Source organism: Vibrio sp. Vb1166 (assembly GCF_033338695.1).
GTDB classification, from domain to species: Bacteria; Pseudomonadota; Gammaproteobacteria; order Enterobacterales; family Vibrionaceae; genus Vibrio; species Vibrio alginolyticus.
Genome location: NZ_JAWOTE010000028.1, coordinates 21549 through 39071, shown reverse-complemented (window position 1 = coordinate 39071; position 17523 = coordinate 21549). Strand labels below are relative to the sequence as shown.

The following is a 17523-nucleotide window of genomic DNA, read 5'->3' as shown; positions in this document are numbered from 1 at the left end:
GATTGGATGCCTTTTTCTTATTGAAAGAAGATAAAACGGTTACGACCGAAGTTGGTGAATACTCTCTTCGATCGTCAGTTTCACTTCTGGATAAAGCAGAGTGAACAGTAGTCGTGCAAATTGCTGCGTTTTCTTCGTGTCACAGTTACCATCGTTATCGAGGTATTTTTGCTGTTTGAGCGTATTGAACATCGCGGTAAACACACCTTTATCGAAGAATTCTGGCGCATTAATACCGTGCAAACGCCCTAGGCGCTGAGCAATATCTTGGCTCTTCTGCTCTAGGTCCGATTTACCGAGTTCAGGGTAAGCAACAAGCAAGTTCATCGCGATAGAGTAGCGTTGCAGCGTTTCAGTTATCGTTCGACCTAACAGAACCAAAGGCTGGTTGTTCGATTGATTGATCTCTAGCTTATCACCATCAAGACTAATCATTTTCTGATCGGCAAATTCATGCAGTGTTTTAACGACCAATTCATCTAACTCGTCTTCTTGGTAACTTAAGAACAGCTCTTTCTTCAAGAATGGGTAGATTTGCGCGACATTCGCTTGAATCTTGGCTACCGAAAGGTTGCGCTGACGAATGAGCATTTGGGCAATTAATGACGGCAGAGCGAACAAGTGAATGATGTTGTTGCGATAGTAAGTCATCAGGATCGATTGGCTACGGTCCAGCGAAATGATGTCACCCATGCTATCGGTTTCAATCACGAACTTATCAAGCGAAATTGCATGATCGACCAACTCCTCAGCACTTTCGGTAGGGATAGTGGAGGTGCTTGAGTACGGGTTATTTTTGAGTAGCTTTAAGTAACACTCGATCTGATTGATCAGCGAGTCACGAGAAAGTGCACGTTGACGAGAAGCAAGCAGTGCGGTTGCACACAAGGTCAACGCGTTTGCCGCCGCCGCATCGTTGATGTGCGTCATCATCTTATTAGCAAGGTCGTTGACCACAGGATTCATCCATTGTGGTTTGTTACCACCCATGCTGTCGATGTCTTTCGTCCACTCAGGAGCATGCTCGTTCAAGTATTGGTTGAGCTGAATTGGCTCACCGAAGTTCACATAGCCCAAACCAAAGTTACGCAGTTTACGCAGAGTACGCAGTACAAGCCCTGCGTTTTCTTTCTCTTTGCGTTTGCCACGCAGCTCTTTCGCGTAAGTGCCCACTTCCATTACGTGCTCGTAGCCGATGTAGACCGGCACTAGCGTTACTGGGCGGTTTAAACCACGTAGCATTGCTTGGATGGTCATAGCCAGCATACCCGTTTTCGCTTGCAGTAAGCGACCTGTACGTGAACGACCACCCTCACTGAAGTACTCGACTGAATAGCCTTTGGCAAACAGCTCAGCTAGATACTCACGGAAAATGGTTGAGTACAGTTTGTTGCCTTTAAAACTACGACGAATAAAGAACGCCCCACCACGACGGAAAAGCGGACCGGCCGGGAAGAAGTTCAAGTTAATGCCTGCCGCAATGTGCGGAGGCACCATGCCTTCATGGTATAAAACATAAGACAACAGCAGGTAGTCCATGTGACTACGGTGACAAGGAACGTACACAATTTCGTGGCCGTCTTGCGCTAAACGACGCACAGTCGAGGCGTTATTGATGTGCAAACCTTGGTATAGTTTTGTCCATAACCAACTCAGGATGCGGTCGCCGTTTTTCACTAGACTGTAGGAGAAGTCGGCGGCGATTTCATCCATGATGTCGTGGGCTTCTTTACGTGCCTTATCAATCGAGATGTTTTTGATCTTGGCTTCGTCAGCAATCGCCAGTTCAATAGCTGGAGATTTTAGTAAACGAGCAAACAACACCTGGCGTTGTGGCAGGTTTGGGCCTGAAGCAGCCAGTTTCTGGCGTGAGAAGTGGATACGCGCCACGCGAGCCAGTTTGTGCGCAATTGCGCTGTCGGTACCGTGAGAGTCTGCCATATAACGCAGAGATACCACGGGACTAAAGCGAACTAAGCAGTCGCGTCCCGCCGCCATTACTGCTTTGGCTTTTTGCGGACCATTCATCGGTTGAAGGTAAGGCTTTTGGTTCTCTTCTTTACCTGGCTTACGACCCCAAAGCACGGTTGCAGGGATCATTTGAACATCCAACTCACTATCCAGCTTGTGCAGTTCCAGTAAGTCAGTGAACAGAGAAACAGAATCGGTTGGGACATCATTATCGTTGTTCATCACAGTTGGACGCGCAGCGATAAAGACGAAACGGTTCAGCGTTTTGCCATTGATTTCCAGCGGGCTGAGCGGGTCGGGTAGACCAAGGCTCATGGCTTGTTTTTGCAGTGTCAGCAAATCCACGTTCGAGCGGAACGGCAGGGCATATACAATCGGTTTAGTTAGGTCGATGTTCAGATCTTCAATCGGGTTCGACGGGATTGTGGTGCCCTTTACCAGTACCGATAAAGGTAGTTTTAGTAATGAACGTGAAAATGATTGTCCAGAAGACATAAAGTTCACAGCCTCAATAGGTATTCAAACAGGCCTAACCTTATTTCAGTTTCCGCTTTGCATGTCTTCTCTATAAAAAGAGATGAGTACGGCAATAGAAATAAGCCTAGGCGATAAAATTTAAGCGCTGCAAGGATACCAGAAACTGGTCAAACCTTTTAATTTTATTGGCTGTAAATTAGTCGAACCCCTAAGTTATTGCTTTGACTTGATTAACTGAAAAGTCGGTGTTTTAAACGAATAAAGAATGAACTTAATCGGTAAGCTGAAAGCTCTCCACAAATAAATTAAAAAACAACCAATTGGGTTTTCATTTGAGCATTTACTGGATATACTCACAGTTAACTGTATAAAAAGACAGGTGAGACATGAAGCCGTTAACGCCACGCCAACAACAAGTCTTCGATTTGATTAAAAGTAAAATCGATGACACCGGAATGCCACCAACTCGTGCAGAGATTGCGCGTGAGCTTGGCTTCCGCTCTGCGAATGCCGCAGAGGAACACCTAAAAGCGCTTGCTCGTAAGCAAGCAATTGAAATTATTCCAGGCGCTTCTCGTGGGATTCGTATCCTGCTTGAAGACGCAGCCAATGATGAGCAGGGTTTGCCATTGATTGGTCAAGTTGCAGCGGGTGAGCCAATTCTGGCTCAAGAGCACGTAGAGGCGCACTACCAAGTCGATCCTGCGATGTTCAAACCGCAAGCGGATTTCTTACTTCGTGTAAATGGCGAGAGTATGAAAGACATCGGGATTATGGATGGCGATTTGCTCGCGGTGCATAAAACCCAAGACGTGAGAGACGGTCAAGTTGTCGTTGCGCGTGTTGATGATGATGTGACTGTGAAGCGTTTGGAGCGCAAAGGTTCAACCATATTACTGCATGCTGAGAATGAAGAGTTTGCCCCAATTCAAGTGGACTTAACGTCTCAGCACCTTACGATTGAAGGTTTAGCCGTTGGTATTATTCGTAATACCGATTGGATGTAAGTGTATTTAAGCAGCCCAGTTGATCTGGGCTGTTTTGTCTTTTCTCTTTTTCTACTTCCTCCAAAAGCTTGCTCATCATCTTAACCTTGTTTTTTTTGACCAATTTATAAGCTTGATAATGTAATTGATATTCATTATCATCTTTATTAATGTCTATGTTTTCTCTCTGGCGCAGGAAATGCCCATGTCTCAGTCTAAACATCAAGTTCCTAACCATTTATTAAAGCCACTGTTATTGCGTAGCCGTGAAAGCATGGTCGACAATGGCTTGGTGTACGATCCGATAGCTGCTAAAGCGTGTTTGAGCTGTAAGATGGCGCCGGACTGTTTGAGTGGTGATATTGCGCAGAAGCAATTGCTGCACGTGACGCTGACTCAGCTTTGTGACCAGCAGGTTAGTCACTTCTTACAGCAGTATCCCGATGCTTGGATAATCAATGTCGGAGCGGGGCTGGATACCCGCTTTTATCGTTTGGATAATGGACGCTGCCATTGGATAGAGTTGGATGTGACGGAAAATTTGGTATGGCGTCAGCGCTTGTTCCACAAAAATGAACGCTATGAACATCGCTGTGGCAGTGTGGATGAAATGTCGTGGCTAGAGACGTTAGCCATTCCAGAGCAAGCACCAGTACTCATTTTATGTGAAATGGCACTGCTCGATTGCACAGAGCGCCAAGTCGCGAAATTTATTCAAACCTTGGGTCGACATTTTGTTTCTGCTGAACTGTGTATGGTGCTGGCAGGAGATTTAACGGAAACCAAGTGGGGGCAAAAGCTTGGCTCTGATCGTTATGCTCATGGCTTTGAAGCGCCTGCAGCACAGATATTGCAATGGTTACCATGGGCACAATGGGTGAAAGCTTTCTCGCCATTCGATAGATTCTGTTCTCGTTGGAAAGCTTGGCAGCGTTGGCTTAATAAGATTCCAATGTTGAAGCATCGCCTCACGCCAGTCCTCGTTCACATCAAGTGGTAATTGGCTAGTCGTTAAGCGCTCAGGTACACTCGTCGATCTTACTGATGAGGTGCCTGTGACAAATTCAATCTTCTCTCCTTTATCTAACCCAAAAGTTCATCGCCAAGTCTTAGCTTTAGCGATACCTATGGTGCTGTCGAATATTACTGTTCCATTGCTCGGTTTGGTCGATGCTGCGGTGATTGGTCATCTAGACCACGCTTGGTATTTGGGTGGTGTTGCGTTGGGCAGCACCATGATCAGCGTGACGTTTTGGCTGCTTGGTTTTTTGCGTATGTCGACTACTGGGTTGGCGGCGCAGTCCTATGGGGGTGAAGACCGAAAGCAACTTGCCTTGGTGTTTATGCAAGGCTCACTTATGGCGCTGCTGTTTGCGTTAGTCTTCCTTATTGCCCATACCCCGATAGCTGATTTGATCTTTGGCTGGAGTGACGCCAGCGCAGAGGTAAAACACTACGGCATGCAATATTTCTCTATCCGTGTGTGGAGTGCCCCCGCAGCACTAATGAATTTTGTGTTGTTGGGGTGGCTGCTCGGAACGCAAAATTCCAAAGCACCAATGTGGATGGTGATCATCACCAATGTCACCAACATCGCTCTCGATTTGTTATTTGTGATGGGCTTAGGTTGGAAAGTTGAAGGTGCTGCGCTTGCATCCGTGATTGCTGATTACTCAGGCATGGCGTTTGGTTTGGTCTGCGTGTGGAAGACATGGCAAGCACGTCAGTTGCCGTCACCCAAGCAATTACTTGCTGACACTCAGCATGGGTTAGGGCGCTTCGTGAAATTGAATCGCGATATTTTCTTGCGCTCTTTGTGTCTGCAAGCGGCTTTTAGCTTTATGACGTTCCAAGGTGCGAGCTTTGGTGATGAGGTTGTCGCTGCAAATGCGGTTCTGATGAGCTTCCTGATGATTATCTCGTATGGCATGGATGGCTTTGCTTACGCAATCGAGGCCATGGTCGGGAAGGCGATTGGTGCCAAAGATAGGCAACAATTGAGTGCATCGCTTGTCGGCACTTTCTTTTGGAGTTTGGTTATTTGCTTAGGACTGACCGCGCTCTTTGGTTTGGCGGGATCGCAGTTGATCGCCATGATCACTTCAATTGAGGTGGTACAACAGCAAGCAGCGGTGTATCTACCTTGGCTGGTGGTGATGCCACTTGCGTCGATGTGGTGCTTTCTATTGGATGGCATTTTTGTCGGTGCAACCAAAGGCAAAGACATGCGCAATAGTATGTTTGTCGCGACCAGCAGTTTCTTCGTTGTCTTTTACTTATTCGCCGAGTGGGAAAATCACGCGCTGTGGTTTGCAATGATGAGCTTTATGTTGATGCGGGGTATTGGTTTAGGGGTTATCTTTCTCTACCAATGGCACAAGGATACCTTCCTAACACAATGTTGATATAAAAACAGCAGGTCCAAGCCTGCTGTTTTTCTGTCTGCTATCAAGAAGCATAGATTAGAACAAGCGGTTCAAACCATTCAACGCAGCGACACGATACGCTTCGGCCATTGTTGGATAGTTGAAGGTGGTATTGACGAAATACTCGATGGTATTCGCTGAGCCTTTTTGCTCCATAATGGCTTGACCGATGTGGATAATTTCCGCAGCACGTTCGCCAAAGCAGTGAATCCCTAAAATTTCTTTGGTTTCACGATGGAACAATATCTTCAAGCTGCCGATGTCTTTCCCTGCGATCTGTGCACGAGCTAGATGCTTGAACGAAGAGCGTCCTACTTCATACGGTACTTTCGCAGCTGTTAGCTCTTGCTCGGTTTTACCCACAGAGCTAATCTCTGGGATGGTGTAGATACCCGTTGGAATATCATCAATCAGGTAGTTTTCTGCCTGACCTTTCGTAATGGCTTGTGCGACAAATCGCCCTTGGTCATAAGCGGCGCTTGCAAGGCTAGGGTAACCGATGACATCGCCTACAGCGTAAATGTGTTCGATATCGGTTTGGTAGTTACGGTTTACTTTTAGTTGTCCGCGAGAGTCCGCTTCCAGACCCACTGCACCCAAATTCAACTTATCGGTGTTACCTGTTCGACCATTCGCATACAACAAGCAGTCTGCCTTCATCTTCTTGCCAGATTGTAGGTGAATAATCACGCCATCTTCTGTGCCTTCGATTTTTTCATAGGTCTCATCATTACGAATTACTACACCGCTGTTCCAGAAGTGGTAAGACAGCGCATCTGACACTTCGTTATCCAAAAACTCCAACAAGCGGTCGCGGGTATTGATAAGGTCGGTTTTCACTCCAAGGCCGCGGAAGATAGAAGCGTATTCACAACCGATAACGCCCGCACCGTAAATGATGATATGGCGAGGGTCGTGTTTCAGGCTCAAAATGGAATCACTGTCGTAGATGCGCTCATGCAAGAAATCTACGTCGTTAGGCTGATACGGGCGAGAACCCGTCGCGATGACAAACTTATCCGCAGAATAGATTTCTTCTGTACCGTCGCTTTGCATCACTGCAATTGAGTAGTTATCGATAAATCGCGCGGTTCCGAACAAAAGTGTGCATGAGTTACGGTCATAAAAGCCCTGACGAAGTCGAGTTTGCTTATCAATGACCGATTTAGCATGACCTAAAATGTCAGAAAATGTTGCATGAACGCTGGTGTTGTTTCGACAAAATAGCGGGTTGCTATTAAATTCGATGATGCGGCTAACGGCATGACGCAGTGCTTTTGATGGAATGGTACCCCAGTGAGTACAACCGCCGCCGACACTGCTTTCTTTCTCGACAATGGCAACATTCAGTCCCGCTTTGGTTAATCCCATTGCAGCCCCTTCTCCGCCAGGGCCACTACCGATTACGATCACGTCATAGTGATTAACATGCGCCATGATGCCTTCCTTGTTATATTTGCTTAACATTGCTTTAGCGCGATTTTAACTCATTTACTCTATTGGTACACGTAATGCCTGTTAGAGAGTGGAAGTGATCACGCAGAATCGACCAAAAGGGTGATTTGGTATGTTGTATGTCTATAAATTGCATCGAGAACATTGCAATTAGATGCATGCCAATAGTAACGTTCTCGGCGCTCAGAGCGAGCGAAGCAACATATCTTTCTCCGTAGGAGCAAATTGCGTTATATTGAGGCTCTTGTACCCTACAGAAAAAGAGCAAGTTAAGAATGAAATCGATGGGAATCCGCGCACAGCAAAAAGAGAAGACACGTCGATCATTGATCGATGCGGCATTTAGTCAGTTAAGTGCGGATCGCAGCTTTTCCAGCCTTAGCTTGCGAGAAGTCGCCCGAGAGGCAGGGATTGCACCGACTTCTTTTTACCGTCACTTCAAAGATATGGATGAGCTAGGCTTAACCATGGTCGATGAAGGCGGTTTGCTACTACGTCAACTGATGCGTCAGGCGCGTCAACGTATTGTGAAAGAAGGTAGCGTAATTCGTACCTCGGTCGAAACCTTTATGGAATTCATTGAAAGTAGTCCGAACGTTTTTCGTTTGTTGTTGCGTGAGCGCTCCGGCACTTCTGCTGAATTTCGTACCGCTGTTGCTCGAGAAATCCAGCATTTTGCGGCAGAATTAACCGAGTATTTAATGAGCACCGGCGTGACCAGAGAAGAGGCGTATACTCAAGCAGAAGCGTCTGTGACTTTGGTTTTCAGTTCGGGGGCTGAAGCTTTAGATTTAGATCGACGTGAGCGCGATGAACTCGCCGAGCGATTGATCATGCAATTGCGAATGATAGCCAAAGGGGCCTATTGGTATCGCAAAGAACGTGAACGTAACCGATTAAAAGGCGGGATAGAATAATGTCGAATGGAAATAAATCTGAAAAGAAAACGCTGATTTTGGCACTGGTTGCAGGTATGTGTGGTGATGCTTTGTTGTCATGGTTGACCATGAGTGAAGTGTCTTTTTCAATCTTCCCATTGATTGCACTCGTACTGGCTGTACAAGCTCTTTACCAAGAGTACCTAAATAATCCGGTATCAGAAGATATCCCATTAGTTGGCTTGGCGTGCTTCTTCGTAGGTGCGTTTGGTCACTCTGCGTTTATTAAAGCGCAATACCCAGAAGCAGGCTCAAACTTCTTTGCGATCATGGTTTCAATGATCTTACTCGCATGGATTGGTAAGAAGCTAGGTTTTGTCAGTAAGAAGACTTCTGCGGAATAAGCAAACGAATCAAATAAAAAAAGCGAGCCATTGAGCTCGCTTTTTTTGTATTTGACGCCGTGGGTTACATTTTGCGTTCCAATAGCACGCCCGCTTCCATATGGTGGGTAAATCGAACTCTGAATCTTGTAATGTCTTCCAAAATCCAGGTTTAAATTTTAATTTGTTGTTTTTATTTGGTTTTTAATTGCTCGTTGTCCAAGGATGTCTTTAGCCGTACAATGAAAGCTCGTCTTTCCCCGTACCCCACGCCGTACCCAGAGCCGTACCCAGAAATACAGAGGTTTCTCAGTCATGATCAAGCCAGTCGATAAAATTAGTACGAATGCCACGCTGAAAGCATTGAAGCCACAAGGCAAGGAATATTTAATTCCAGATAAGAAAATCGAAGGATTGAATATTCGCGTTCGACCAACGGGCACGATGACTTGGATCTTTCGCTTTCAGGCTGGTAACAAACACGAAAAAATCACCATGGGACGGTATGTTAAGTTGAAACCGGAAACGGGGATGACACTTGAACAGGCTCGAACAGAAGCGGGGCGTTACCGTAGCTGGCTGGAAAACAATAAAAATCCGAAACAGGAATTGGCACGTGAACAGCGCGAGCAAGAGGAAGCAAAAACTTTTGATGATGCTTTTGCCAGTTTTGACGAGAAGCGTTTGTCCAAGCAGCTACGAGGAGAACAAGCGAGGGCAACCTATAGCCGGGATGTCAAACCATTTCTTGGTCACATCAAATTAGAAGAGTTGAGAATTCATGATCTTAATAAAGTATTTGATGCAAAGGTTGATGAGAATGGACAGCGAAAAGCGGGTGCGATTAATGCATGCCATAGAATTATCAATCAGGTGATCAACCATGCGCTAGCTTTGAATATGATTGGTGCACACCCTGCACCACATTTGAAATCCAAGGATGTCGGTGGTGGTTCTAAGGTCACAAAACGCAATTTGAGCTTTTCAGAATTGAAAACATTGCTAACAAGCTTGCCTTCTTGGCGTACAGAGCCCTCAAACGTGCGTCTAATGCAGTTTTTGCTCGGGTGTGGGCAACGTATTAGTGCTGTGCTTGAAATGCGTTGGAGTGAGGTAGATTTGCAAGAGAAGGTATGGTTGTTGCCAGCCAGTTCAAAAGAACGTCACACCAAGAGTCAGGAGAGCCGAAAAGTACCATTAAGTGATTACCTACTGGAACTTCTTAAAGAGCAGCGTGAGAATGTACCAAGCAAATGGAAACTTGTTTGGCCTCAGCTTATGGATGACAAACTTCAAGAACCCGCAGCAGTACGTGCTCTGATCAAACGCAATTTACCGGAAGGTTTTGAGCGTTTTTCGCCACACGATCTACGCCGCACCTTTATCAGCCGTTGTAGCGAAATGGGGCTGGATATCGTGGCGATTGAAAAGACGGTTGGTCACCAGCTACCAGGTATGTTGCGGGTATATAACCATCACGACTACCTTGAAGAGCAGTTAGTGGTACTGCAAGCATGGGGAGAAAAGTTGCAAGCGTTAGATACAAGCAATGTCATTCCTTTAGAGTCGATGAAGTTGCCTAAGCATTTGTAAAATTCTTAGAGATTATTCTTACTAGTTAGGGGGTGTTACTCTTTATCTGAGCGAAATTTAATCGTGGCTCTTTGACTATGTGGGCTTCATGAATGGGGAAGTCTCTTGGAAGACGATTGAGAGAATACATAACTCGCTGAGATTTTTCGTATGCTCCCTTCTCTTGTCCATCGGCAGCATCCACCATCATCTCTCCAACTAAACGAGCTTAGGGTTAACCTTCATCAAAACGTTGACTGTTATATAGATCAAATAACTACTCCAAAAAGTCCCTCACATTGACGGTGCTTTAGTACTATTGAGTGGGATGTTTAATACCTCTTTAGTATTGCTAAAATCAATATTTTCAAATGTAATGCAGTACACCAATAAACATAACAAAAAATTATCATATACATAAAATATTTTGCTGCATGCTGGAGGCCATAATGTATCTTCAAGTAGGAAGGTTGGGAGTTAATCTTAATGATCTTATTGAATCTCTTGATCATCTCGAGACATATGTGTTCATCAAAGATACGCAATCCAGATATATCTATGCAAATAACCTAAGCCTGCAGTTAATGAGAATTGATAAGAAAAAACTGGGTCAAATAAGAGATTCGGATTTTTTACCAGAGGATACCGTTGAGTTCATAAAGCATATTGATGCTAAGGTCATCAAGGGAGAAACGACTAGGGAAGAGGTTTTCATTAATGATGCAAATGGTAAGCAACGGATTTATCTTGAGATGAAATCACCAATTTATAGCTCCGAATCCTCTAATGAGGTTGTAGCTATCTTAGGTATTGCGACTGATATTACAAAGCAAAAGGAACTCGAAAAGAAGGCATGCCAGCAAGCTCAAATGGATGAATTAACTAAAGTTCTCAACAGGCGTGGACTCATCGAAAGCGTACAACGATACCTAAAAAAGAGGATAAGTGAAAACACTTTTTCTGCTTTTCTATTTATTGACTTGAACGATTTCAAAAAAATTAATGATGATCATGGCCATACAGTAGGCGATCACATATTACGTGAAGTAAGTGAACGTATGAAAAGTAGTGTGAGGGCTTCCGGCCTAGTATCAAGGTATGGCGGAGATGAGTTTGTCGTATTTTTAGGGAGCGTTGGGAGTAGCAATAGAGAAGCGGAATACTACACGGAAGAGGTGATGTCGAGAATTGAGAGTGCACTCGCTGGTCCAATAAATATCGGCAAAGGTAAGGTGCAGGTAGGTACGTCAATAGGTAAGTATATTATTGAAGGAGCAGACTTTTCCCTAGAGTCAGCGATAACTAAAGCCGATGAGAATATGTACTACGAGAAAACGCGAGTAAAGAAGATTTAGACTGAACTAAAGTGTCGCAACTCATGCTTGACCTTACAAACCCACAGGTTAGTACAACTAGGTCTTACTGCGAATGTGCTGGTGTCGTAACTCACAATGGGACAAAGCGATTTGCAAAGAGTATGGTATCTACTCGAAAGTTTTAGTATTTTGACTGATGAACTAAGATACCGTAGGTGATTTGAGTTGTGGTCGGTCATATAGAGAGAAAACTAGAGAAGCTGCTTAAAAATGAACCTCACTTGACTAGGGCTGAAGCAGTTAAGCTACTAGCAAAATTGAAGCAGAAAAAAACAAAAAGCAAAAGTAAACATCAAGCACTGAAAACCGTTTCAGGGGGAGCTGTTTCTCCTCGATAGAACAAGTTGTCTAGCATCACACCAGTATTGAGTAACGCGCTCAATTAATGATGCTTGTCGTCGGCAGTTCAGCAATCCTCCACAGCATGCTGTTTGGGACAAACGCTCCTTCAGTTTTTGGGCCTGCTAGATACTGCAATGAAATCAACTTTATTGTCTTGCGAAGTTATATTTAATTTCTCTTTTAATTCTTCAACAGGTATTGGGTGGCTTAGATAGAAACCTTGGGCTTGTTCACAGCCTAACTCTTCAAGAATTCGTAACTGGTGATCGGTTTCTACTCCTTCCGCAACGACTTGAATTCCGAACCCTTTTGCAATGTCGATAATGCCTGAAGTGATCGCTCTTGAACGATAATCAACCGCAATATCTTTGATGAAACTACGATCTATCTTGATTTCATCGACGTCGAGTCTATTGAAAATTCTAAATGAGGTATAACCGACCCCAAAGTCATCGATAGAGAACGCTACACCAAACCTTTTCATTTTTGTTACTAGGCTTGCACATTTTTCTATATTCTTAAGTGTGGCTGTCTCTGTGATTTCAAGGCATAGGTATTTTGAAAGCTCAGTGTCTTGATTTAGCTGATGCTCAATTTGATGAATACCCCCAGTGCTATTTAGCTCAGTCGCTGAAATATTTACAGATACGCTTTGGATGACACGGCCTAGGAGCTGAGCTTCTTTAAGTTGCTTTGATGCTTGCTTAATTACTAGCTTCGTTAAAGCGCTACTAAGATTATTTTCTTCTGCCAGCGTGACAAATACTGATGGAGGTATATCTCCGTATTGAGAGTGGGTCCAGCGAGATAGCACTTCAACTCCCGCCACTCTCTTGTCTTTTAGGCGATATTTTGGTTGAAAGACTATCTGTATTTGCTCTTCTTGAATCGCATGACGCAACTCTATAATCATGCGTTGTTTTTGGAAATCTTCTTCAGCTAGTTTTTTGTCGTGGTATCGGATAGTATTTTTTGTTTTTTTTGCCTGAGCTAGAGCATATTTTGCCGACGACATGAGTTGCTTGACACTCTCTCCATCACACGGGTAGAAGGCCACACCAATAGAGCATGTCACATCAATTTCATGATTTTTTGCATGTTGATTAAACTGCTTTTGAACGCGAGCTAAGTGCAGAGCTATTTGGTTTTCATCATGCATTCGTACCAAACAAGCAAACCCATCAGAGTGTATTCGTGATGAGAGAAGAGGAAAGACCGTATGAGAGTCAATAGATTGTGCGATATCCTTTAGAAACTGACTACTTTTCGTAAAACCGAGGCGATCGGCTATGGGTTTAAAGTTATCAATATCAAGAAGAAAAAGAACGTAGTGTTCATCTTCTTTGGCACTTTGGATTTTTTGTTCTAGGTAGCGAAAAAATACCAAAGGGCTGTGTAAACCTGTTACAGAGTCAATGTCATTCGCTTGTTCAAGTTCTCGATTGTTCTTTTTTACCAGTCCCCACAGCAATAAAGATGTGACCACTATAAATAACATTCCCTTCAGTGATTGAACCAAGGTATAGACTTGTGGATTGCTCGATAGGAGTTCTACTGCTTTATCTGAGAACCAAACCCATAGCGACGCAAACACAAAGTAAGTAAAAACTAACTTAGTGGAGGATTTTATATCTCTTTTCATACTGACCACAGTATTATTTGTGTACTGTCCATGAGTAAGTTTATACTTAAATAAGTAAATAAGTAAATCATCATTAAATTGCATGTCAATTAGTGGCACATCACTAAAGTGTTTAAAATGTTACATCGAGCATCAATCACAGACTGTTAGGGCTACTCTGGCGTTTTAACGTATGTTGGTTAGTCACGTCTTGGAGTTACTCTCTATGGGGTTTTGCTCAAGATAACTCTAAGTAAGGAGTGATGTTTCATACAGAGTATTCAAATGTCTGATTAAGTCTTTGAGTTAGTATAGAACTGTGAGTGGCAATGTCTTTTATATCTAATGAAAAAATGGATGATTTAACTTATGGAGTATTTGGAGGAAATGAAACAGATGAGGGATAAGTTAAATCTGAGAAAGTTAATTCTGTCCCTGAGTGTGTTCAGTGTACTAGTCACTCTTCTTAATACTTTTCACTCCATATATAGAGTTCAGCATGAGCTGCTAGTTAACAATACCATAGAGTCTAACCGTGTATATGCCGTTAAAATGGCGGAAATGACGGATTCTTTTATTGATTATGCTTTATCCCAACTAGAGTACAGCGCACCGATAATCAGCCGTAGAATGCTTGAGCCGCTTGTATTGCAGCAAGAGGCAAATCGATTGCGAACTCAAACCGACTCTTTCAACTCTGTCGTAATTGTTAATGCGGACGGTGTCATCATATCGGTTTCACCAGAAACTATTGAAGTGAAAGGTGTTCAATTAACTGAAGAAAGCGCGTTACAGTCTCTAAATGCGAAAACTCCACTTATCACTAATCCATTTGTATCCCCTGCTGGTAACTATTTGACAAGCATTTCGTATCCTATCTTTTCTGAAAACGGCGATTACTTAGGCTATGTTGCGGGATCCATCTACCTCGATCAAAAAAATATATTAAGGACAATTCTTGGGCAGCATAGTTACAAAGATGGGTCATATTTGTATGTTGTCGATAAGCACCAGACGTTGATTTATCACCCTGATCCGCAACGAATTGGAGAAGTTATTACTAATAACGAAGCAATAAGAGCGGTAAGTCGTGGTGAGGAAGGGGGAAAAGCTATCGTTAACTCCCAAAGCGTTGGCATGCTCTCTGGATACGCGCCCGTAAAACATGCTGCCTGGGGGATTATTGCTGAGAAGCCAGAAGAGCGCGTTTTGTCTATGCTTGACGATCAAATGTGGCATATGTTTATAGAGTCACTCCCAGTTAGTGTTCTTATATTTTTGATTATTTGGGTTTCTTCGATTTTTATATCGAAACCTTTATGGCAATTAGCCAGTGTAGTCAAAAGTTTTGAAAGCCATAACTCTACCAAGCAAGACTTAAATGAAGTGAAGCCTTGGTATTTTGAAGCATCATACTTGAAACGTTCATTTCTCAGCACGTTCAATATTGTATCCAGCACTATTGATCAGCTGCACCTAGATACTTTAACTGATCCCATGACTGGGCTACTGAACCGCAGAGGTCAAGGTAAGGCGATTGATACCTTGCTCGCACAAAAAACTCCCTTTTCTGTGCTAGTTTTGGATCTTGATTACTTTAAAAAAGTGAATGATAGCTTTGGTCATGATGTCGGCGATGATTTATTAGTCAGTGTGGCAAGTATGATCAAGGCTCAGGCACGAGAAGTTGATATTGTTTGCCGCTCTGGTGGCGAAGAGTTTATCGTTTTCTTAGTCAAAACGGACATACATCAGGCTAAACTCGTTGCCGAGAGAATTCGTAAATCTATTGCATTAAACAAGTTTGATGCCGTAGGGCATGTTACGATTTCTATCGGAGTGTCTCATTGGTCAGCAGAAGATGAGCCGATTAGCGAGACTCTTAAACGTGCCGATGATGCTCTTTATCAAGCTAAACATAATGGTAGGAATCGCGCCGAAATCGCTCTCTTCAAGTGAGAGGCCTGAAATTAATGATATAGCCCCATTATGCGCAGTGCTTAAGTATTAGGAAGGTCATTGCTCCTTCCTAATACCTGATTTCAAGTATTTTGAAGAACAGAAGTCGGGGCGAATTAGTTTTGATAGGTGGCTAGAGGTAGTTATTTCACGAGACTTCTGCTTCGTTTCTTTACCATCTGCCCTCAGCATCGTCAGCCGAGTGATATGTTGAGTTATTCCCTTCAAATTTCAGCCGACCAAAACTTTCACATAATACATCAAGAGCGATGTCGCTTTCTAAGATGGTTTCTACAGGTACTGCGAGAGTTTCATCGTCTGAGAAATCGTTAATATCCAGTTGATAGCGCTCAAAGCTGTGTTGTTCTTCGTCAGTTAAAGATGACTTAAGTTTGTGCTCAAATACTCGACCATATAACCAGCATTTGATATTTCCTAGTGAAAATTCAATAAGCGGTGCTTCACCATAAATCCCATCCATTCGATTGTTGGCTTTTAGCATCGAGTGAACCGTTAATATTATTGCCACACTGTATGATCTTCCTGCAACCTGTATTTCAGGACGCGCAAGCTCACACCAGTGATCCGAAGAAGATAGCTCGTACAGTTTATTGCTTCTAATCGTTGCTGCGTCAATGACTTCTTCGCGTAAGTAGGGATGAGAATGAGCCGTTCCAATGTATTGATAATCCTCGCCGAACACTTTAGCGATATCTTTTTTTATTGAAAGAGAGAGTGGGTTCCATTCAACTGAAGAGCGTTTTCTTTTAGCTGATGTTTCAACAGAAACATGATTTATCGTACATTTAAATGGGTGGGCTTTATTCGCATATCCCCAAAGGTGGGCCGCTGTCTCTATGGAGACTGATTTGCTGCCCTCATGCTTTATCGCATAAGCCTCTAAACCAGCCATGATTAGCTCAAATATCGCACTTTTACTGACTGAAATTGTCGCGGTCATTTTCTCTTGGTTCCTATTATTGACGGTTATTTTCGTAGTTTGATGAGAGGTAAGACACAAGAGTTATTGGGCGAACTCTACATGTTCTTTCAGTTTGTTTTTATAGCGCTCATAAAGCGAATCCCATACATCTTCACTTACCATGACTAGTGGTAAGTATTCTTCAAAAATGACACCACTGTCGTCAGGGTAGGCAAGCTCGGTATAAGCATAACGTGGGCCATCTACATAAAGCGCTTCCCAACATTCGATGCATTCATCTTTAAACCACTCTTTTGTGATTGGCTCAGGGCCGTTATCCAGAAGATGAATTAAGTTCTTAGAATCGAAGAAATTATGCGCTTCACTTTTAACATCAAACAGGTAGCTAGAAAATAGAGCAATGGCTCTTCCGTCCCATAATCTGTAGCGGTGGTACTGAGACGTATAATGCTCCTTTACTCGATCGAGAAGGTGACGTTCACATAAAGCGCTTAAGTCTTTGTTCCTCAATGTCGGGACTTCTGGAATTGGTTCAATGTCGTAAAAGCGTACATGACCAAACAAGTAGCGTTGAGTCAGCTTAGAGGCGATGGAATCGGCGGAACCTTTAAGTGCAATGTCGTTGCATGGCAGTTTTTGGGAAGAGTCTGCAATTTTATTGGCCAACACCTTAACAATGTCTGAAGCGGTTGATTTGACTTTCTCAACCAATTTTAATCTTAAATAGCCTTGAGCTGAGATTTTTAAAACTCCCTTTCGTGCAGGAACACAACGTGGAGAGGAAAGCGTGAGTGCTGTTGCGCTGTCTAGTGATTTCAAGATTGCTTGCTGGTCTAAGTCAACCTTTAGGTAATCACAGAAAACTGCCAACTGCTCTTTAAAATCGTTCAGTAGATCTAGTCTTTCGTATTCTAGTTCTTGAAGTTCTTCTTTTGAAATATTCTGATTAGTCATAGCAGATATATCATCCATCTTAAAATGCATTTAGTTGCGTTAATATATACTCCCATCAATAAGAAGTCTGACGATTCTGACGGAAACTTAAGTCGTTTCTGCTTAATGACAAAAATATGCATTTTAGTTTATAAAAAATATTGTCAAGTAAGGCAGAACTCAAAGACATCTACTGAGTTA

The 17523-nt window shown here is 43.4% G+C and carries 13 protein-coding genes; 8 read left to right on the top strand and 5 right to left on the bottom strand.

The features are described 5' to 3' along the window. Positions 1-39: 39 nt before the first annotated feature. Positions 40-2466 (bottom strand): glycerol-3-phosphate 1-O-acyltransferase PlsB, encoded by a 2427-nt coding sequence (gene plsB / locus R7E51_RS20455; RefSeq protein ID WP_005389683.1) that lies wholly within the window; start codon positions 2464-2466, stop codon positions 40-42. A 368-nt stretch (positions 2467-2834) separates the two neighbouring features. Between plsB and lexA the strand changes: the two genes are divergently transcribed. The 3 genes from lexA (at position 2835) to dinF (ending at position 5839) form a co-directional block, all read left to right on the top strand. Then, positions 2835-3455, top strand: a complete 621-nt coding sequence (lexA, locus tag R7E51_RS20450; protein WP_005378682.1) for a transcriptional repressor LexA — start codon at positions 2835-2837, stop codon at positions 3453-3455. Between the two features lie 184 nt (positions 3456-3639). Then, positions 3640-4434, top strand: coding sequence for a class I SAM-dependent methyltransferase (locus tag R7E51_RS20445; RefSeq protein WP_005378679.1), 795 nt, complete (start codon positions 3640-3642; stop codon positions 4432-4434). 55 nt (positions 4435-4489) lie between these two features. Beyond that, entirely contained in the window at positions 4490-5839 is a 1350-nt protein-coding gene (gene dinF / locus R7E51_RS20440) for an MATE family efflux transporter DinF (RefSeq protein ID WP_017821292.1), read from the top strand. A gap of 57 nt (positions 5840-5896) precedes the next feature. On the opposite strand, the gene sthA is transcribed toward dinF, so the two are convergent. Then, positions 5897-7327, bottom strand: a complete 1431-nt coding sequence (sthA, locus tag R7E51_RS20435) for a Si-specific NAD(P)(+) transhydrogenase (protein WP_005389689.1) — start codon at positions 7325-7327, stop codon at positions 5897-5899. 263 nt (positions 7328-7590) lie between these two features. Between sthA and fabR the strand changes: the two genes are divergently transcribed. The 4 genes from fabR to R7E51_RS20415 all read left to right on the top strand — a co-directional run bounded on the left by fabR (position 7591) and on the right by R7E51_RS20415 (position 11503). After that, positions 7591-8232: an HTH-type transcriptional repressor FabR gene (gene fabR, locus R7E51_RS20430; RefSeq protein ID WP_005378632.1), complete on the top strand. Its 642-nt coding sequence runs from the start codon at positions 7591-7593 to the stop codon at positions 8230-8232. Continuing rightward, positions 8232-8597, top strand: coding sequence for a YijD family membrane protein (locus tag R7E51_RS20425; RefSeq protein ID WP_005378634.1), 366 nt, complete (start codon positions 8232-8234; stop codon positions 8595-8597). Before fabR ends, R7E51_RS20425 begins: the two co-directional genes overlap by 1 nt. 294 nt (positions 8598-8891) lie before the next feature. Then, positions 8892-10169, top strand: a complete 1278-nt coding sequence (locus tag R7E51_RS20420) for a tyrosine-type recombinase/integrase (protein ID WP_206958453.1) — start codon at positions 8892-8894, stop codon at positions 10167-10169. A gap of 428 nt (positions 10170-10597) precedes the next feature. Continuing rightward, the gene (locus R7E51_RS20415) at positions 10598-11503 is read left to right on the top strand and encodes a sensor domain-containing diguanylate cyclase (protein WP_206958451.1); all 906 of its coding nucleotides are present in this window, start codon (positions 10598-10600) and stop codon (positions 11501-11503) included. A 469-nt stretch (positions 11504-11972) separates the two neighbouring features. Here R7E51_RS20415 and R7E51_RS20410 read toward each other — a convergent pair whose 3' ends face one another. Next, complete coding sequence (locus R7E51_RS20410; RefSeq protein WP_206958449.1) at positions 11973-13508, bottom strand: putative bifunctional diguanylate cyclase/phosphodiesterase; 1536 nt, start codon at positions 13506-13508, stop codon at positions 11973-11975. A 375-nt stretch (positions 13509-13883) separates the two neighbouring features. Here R7E51_RS20410 and R7E51_RS20405 point away from each other — a divergent pair, with 375 nt between their 5' ends. After that, complete coding sequence (locus tag R7E51_RS20405) at positions 13884-15446, top strand: sensor domain-containing diguanylate cyclase (RefSeq protein ID WP_206958447.1); 1563 nt, start codon at positions 13884-13886, stop codon at positions 15444-15446. A gap of 172 nt (positions 15447-15618) precedes the next feature. Here R7E51_RS20405 and R7E51_RS20400 read toward each other — a convergent pair whose 3' ends face one another. Then, positions 15619-16359, bottom strand: coding sequence for a hypothetical protein (locus R7E51_RS20400; protein WP_242531447.1), 741 nt, complete (start codon positions 16357-16359; stop codon positions 15619-15621). 111 nt (positions 16360-16470) lie between these two features. Next, positions 16471-17343: a hypothetical protein gene (locus tag R7E51_RS20395; RefSeq protein WP_242531446.1), complete on the bottom strand. Its 873-nt coding sequence runs from the start codon at positions 17341-17343 to the stop codon at positions 16471-16473. Positions 17344-17523: the final 180 nt, after the last annotated feature.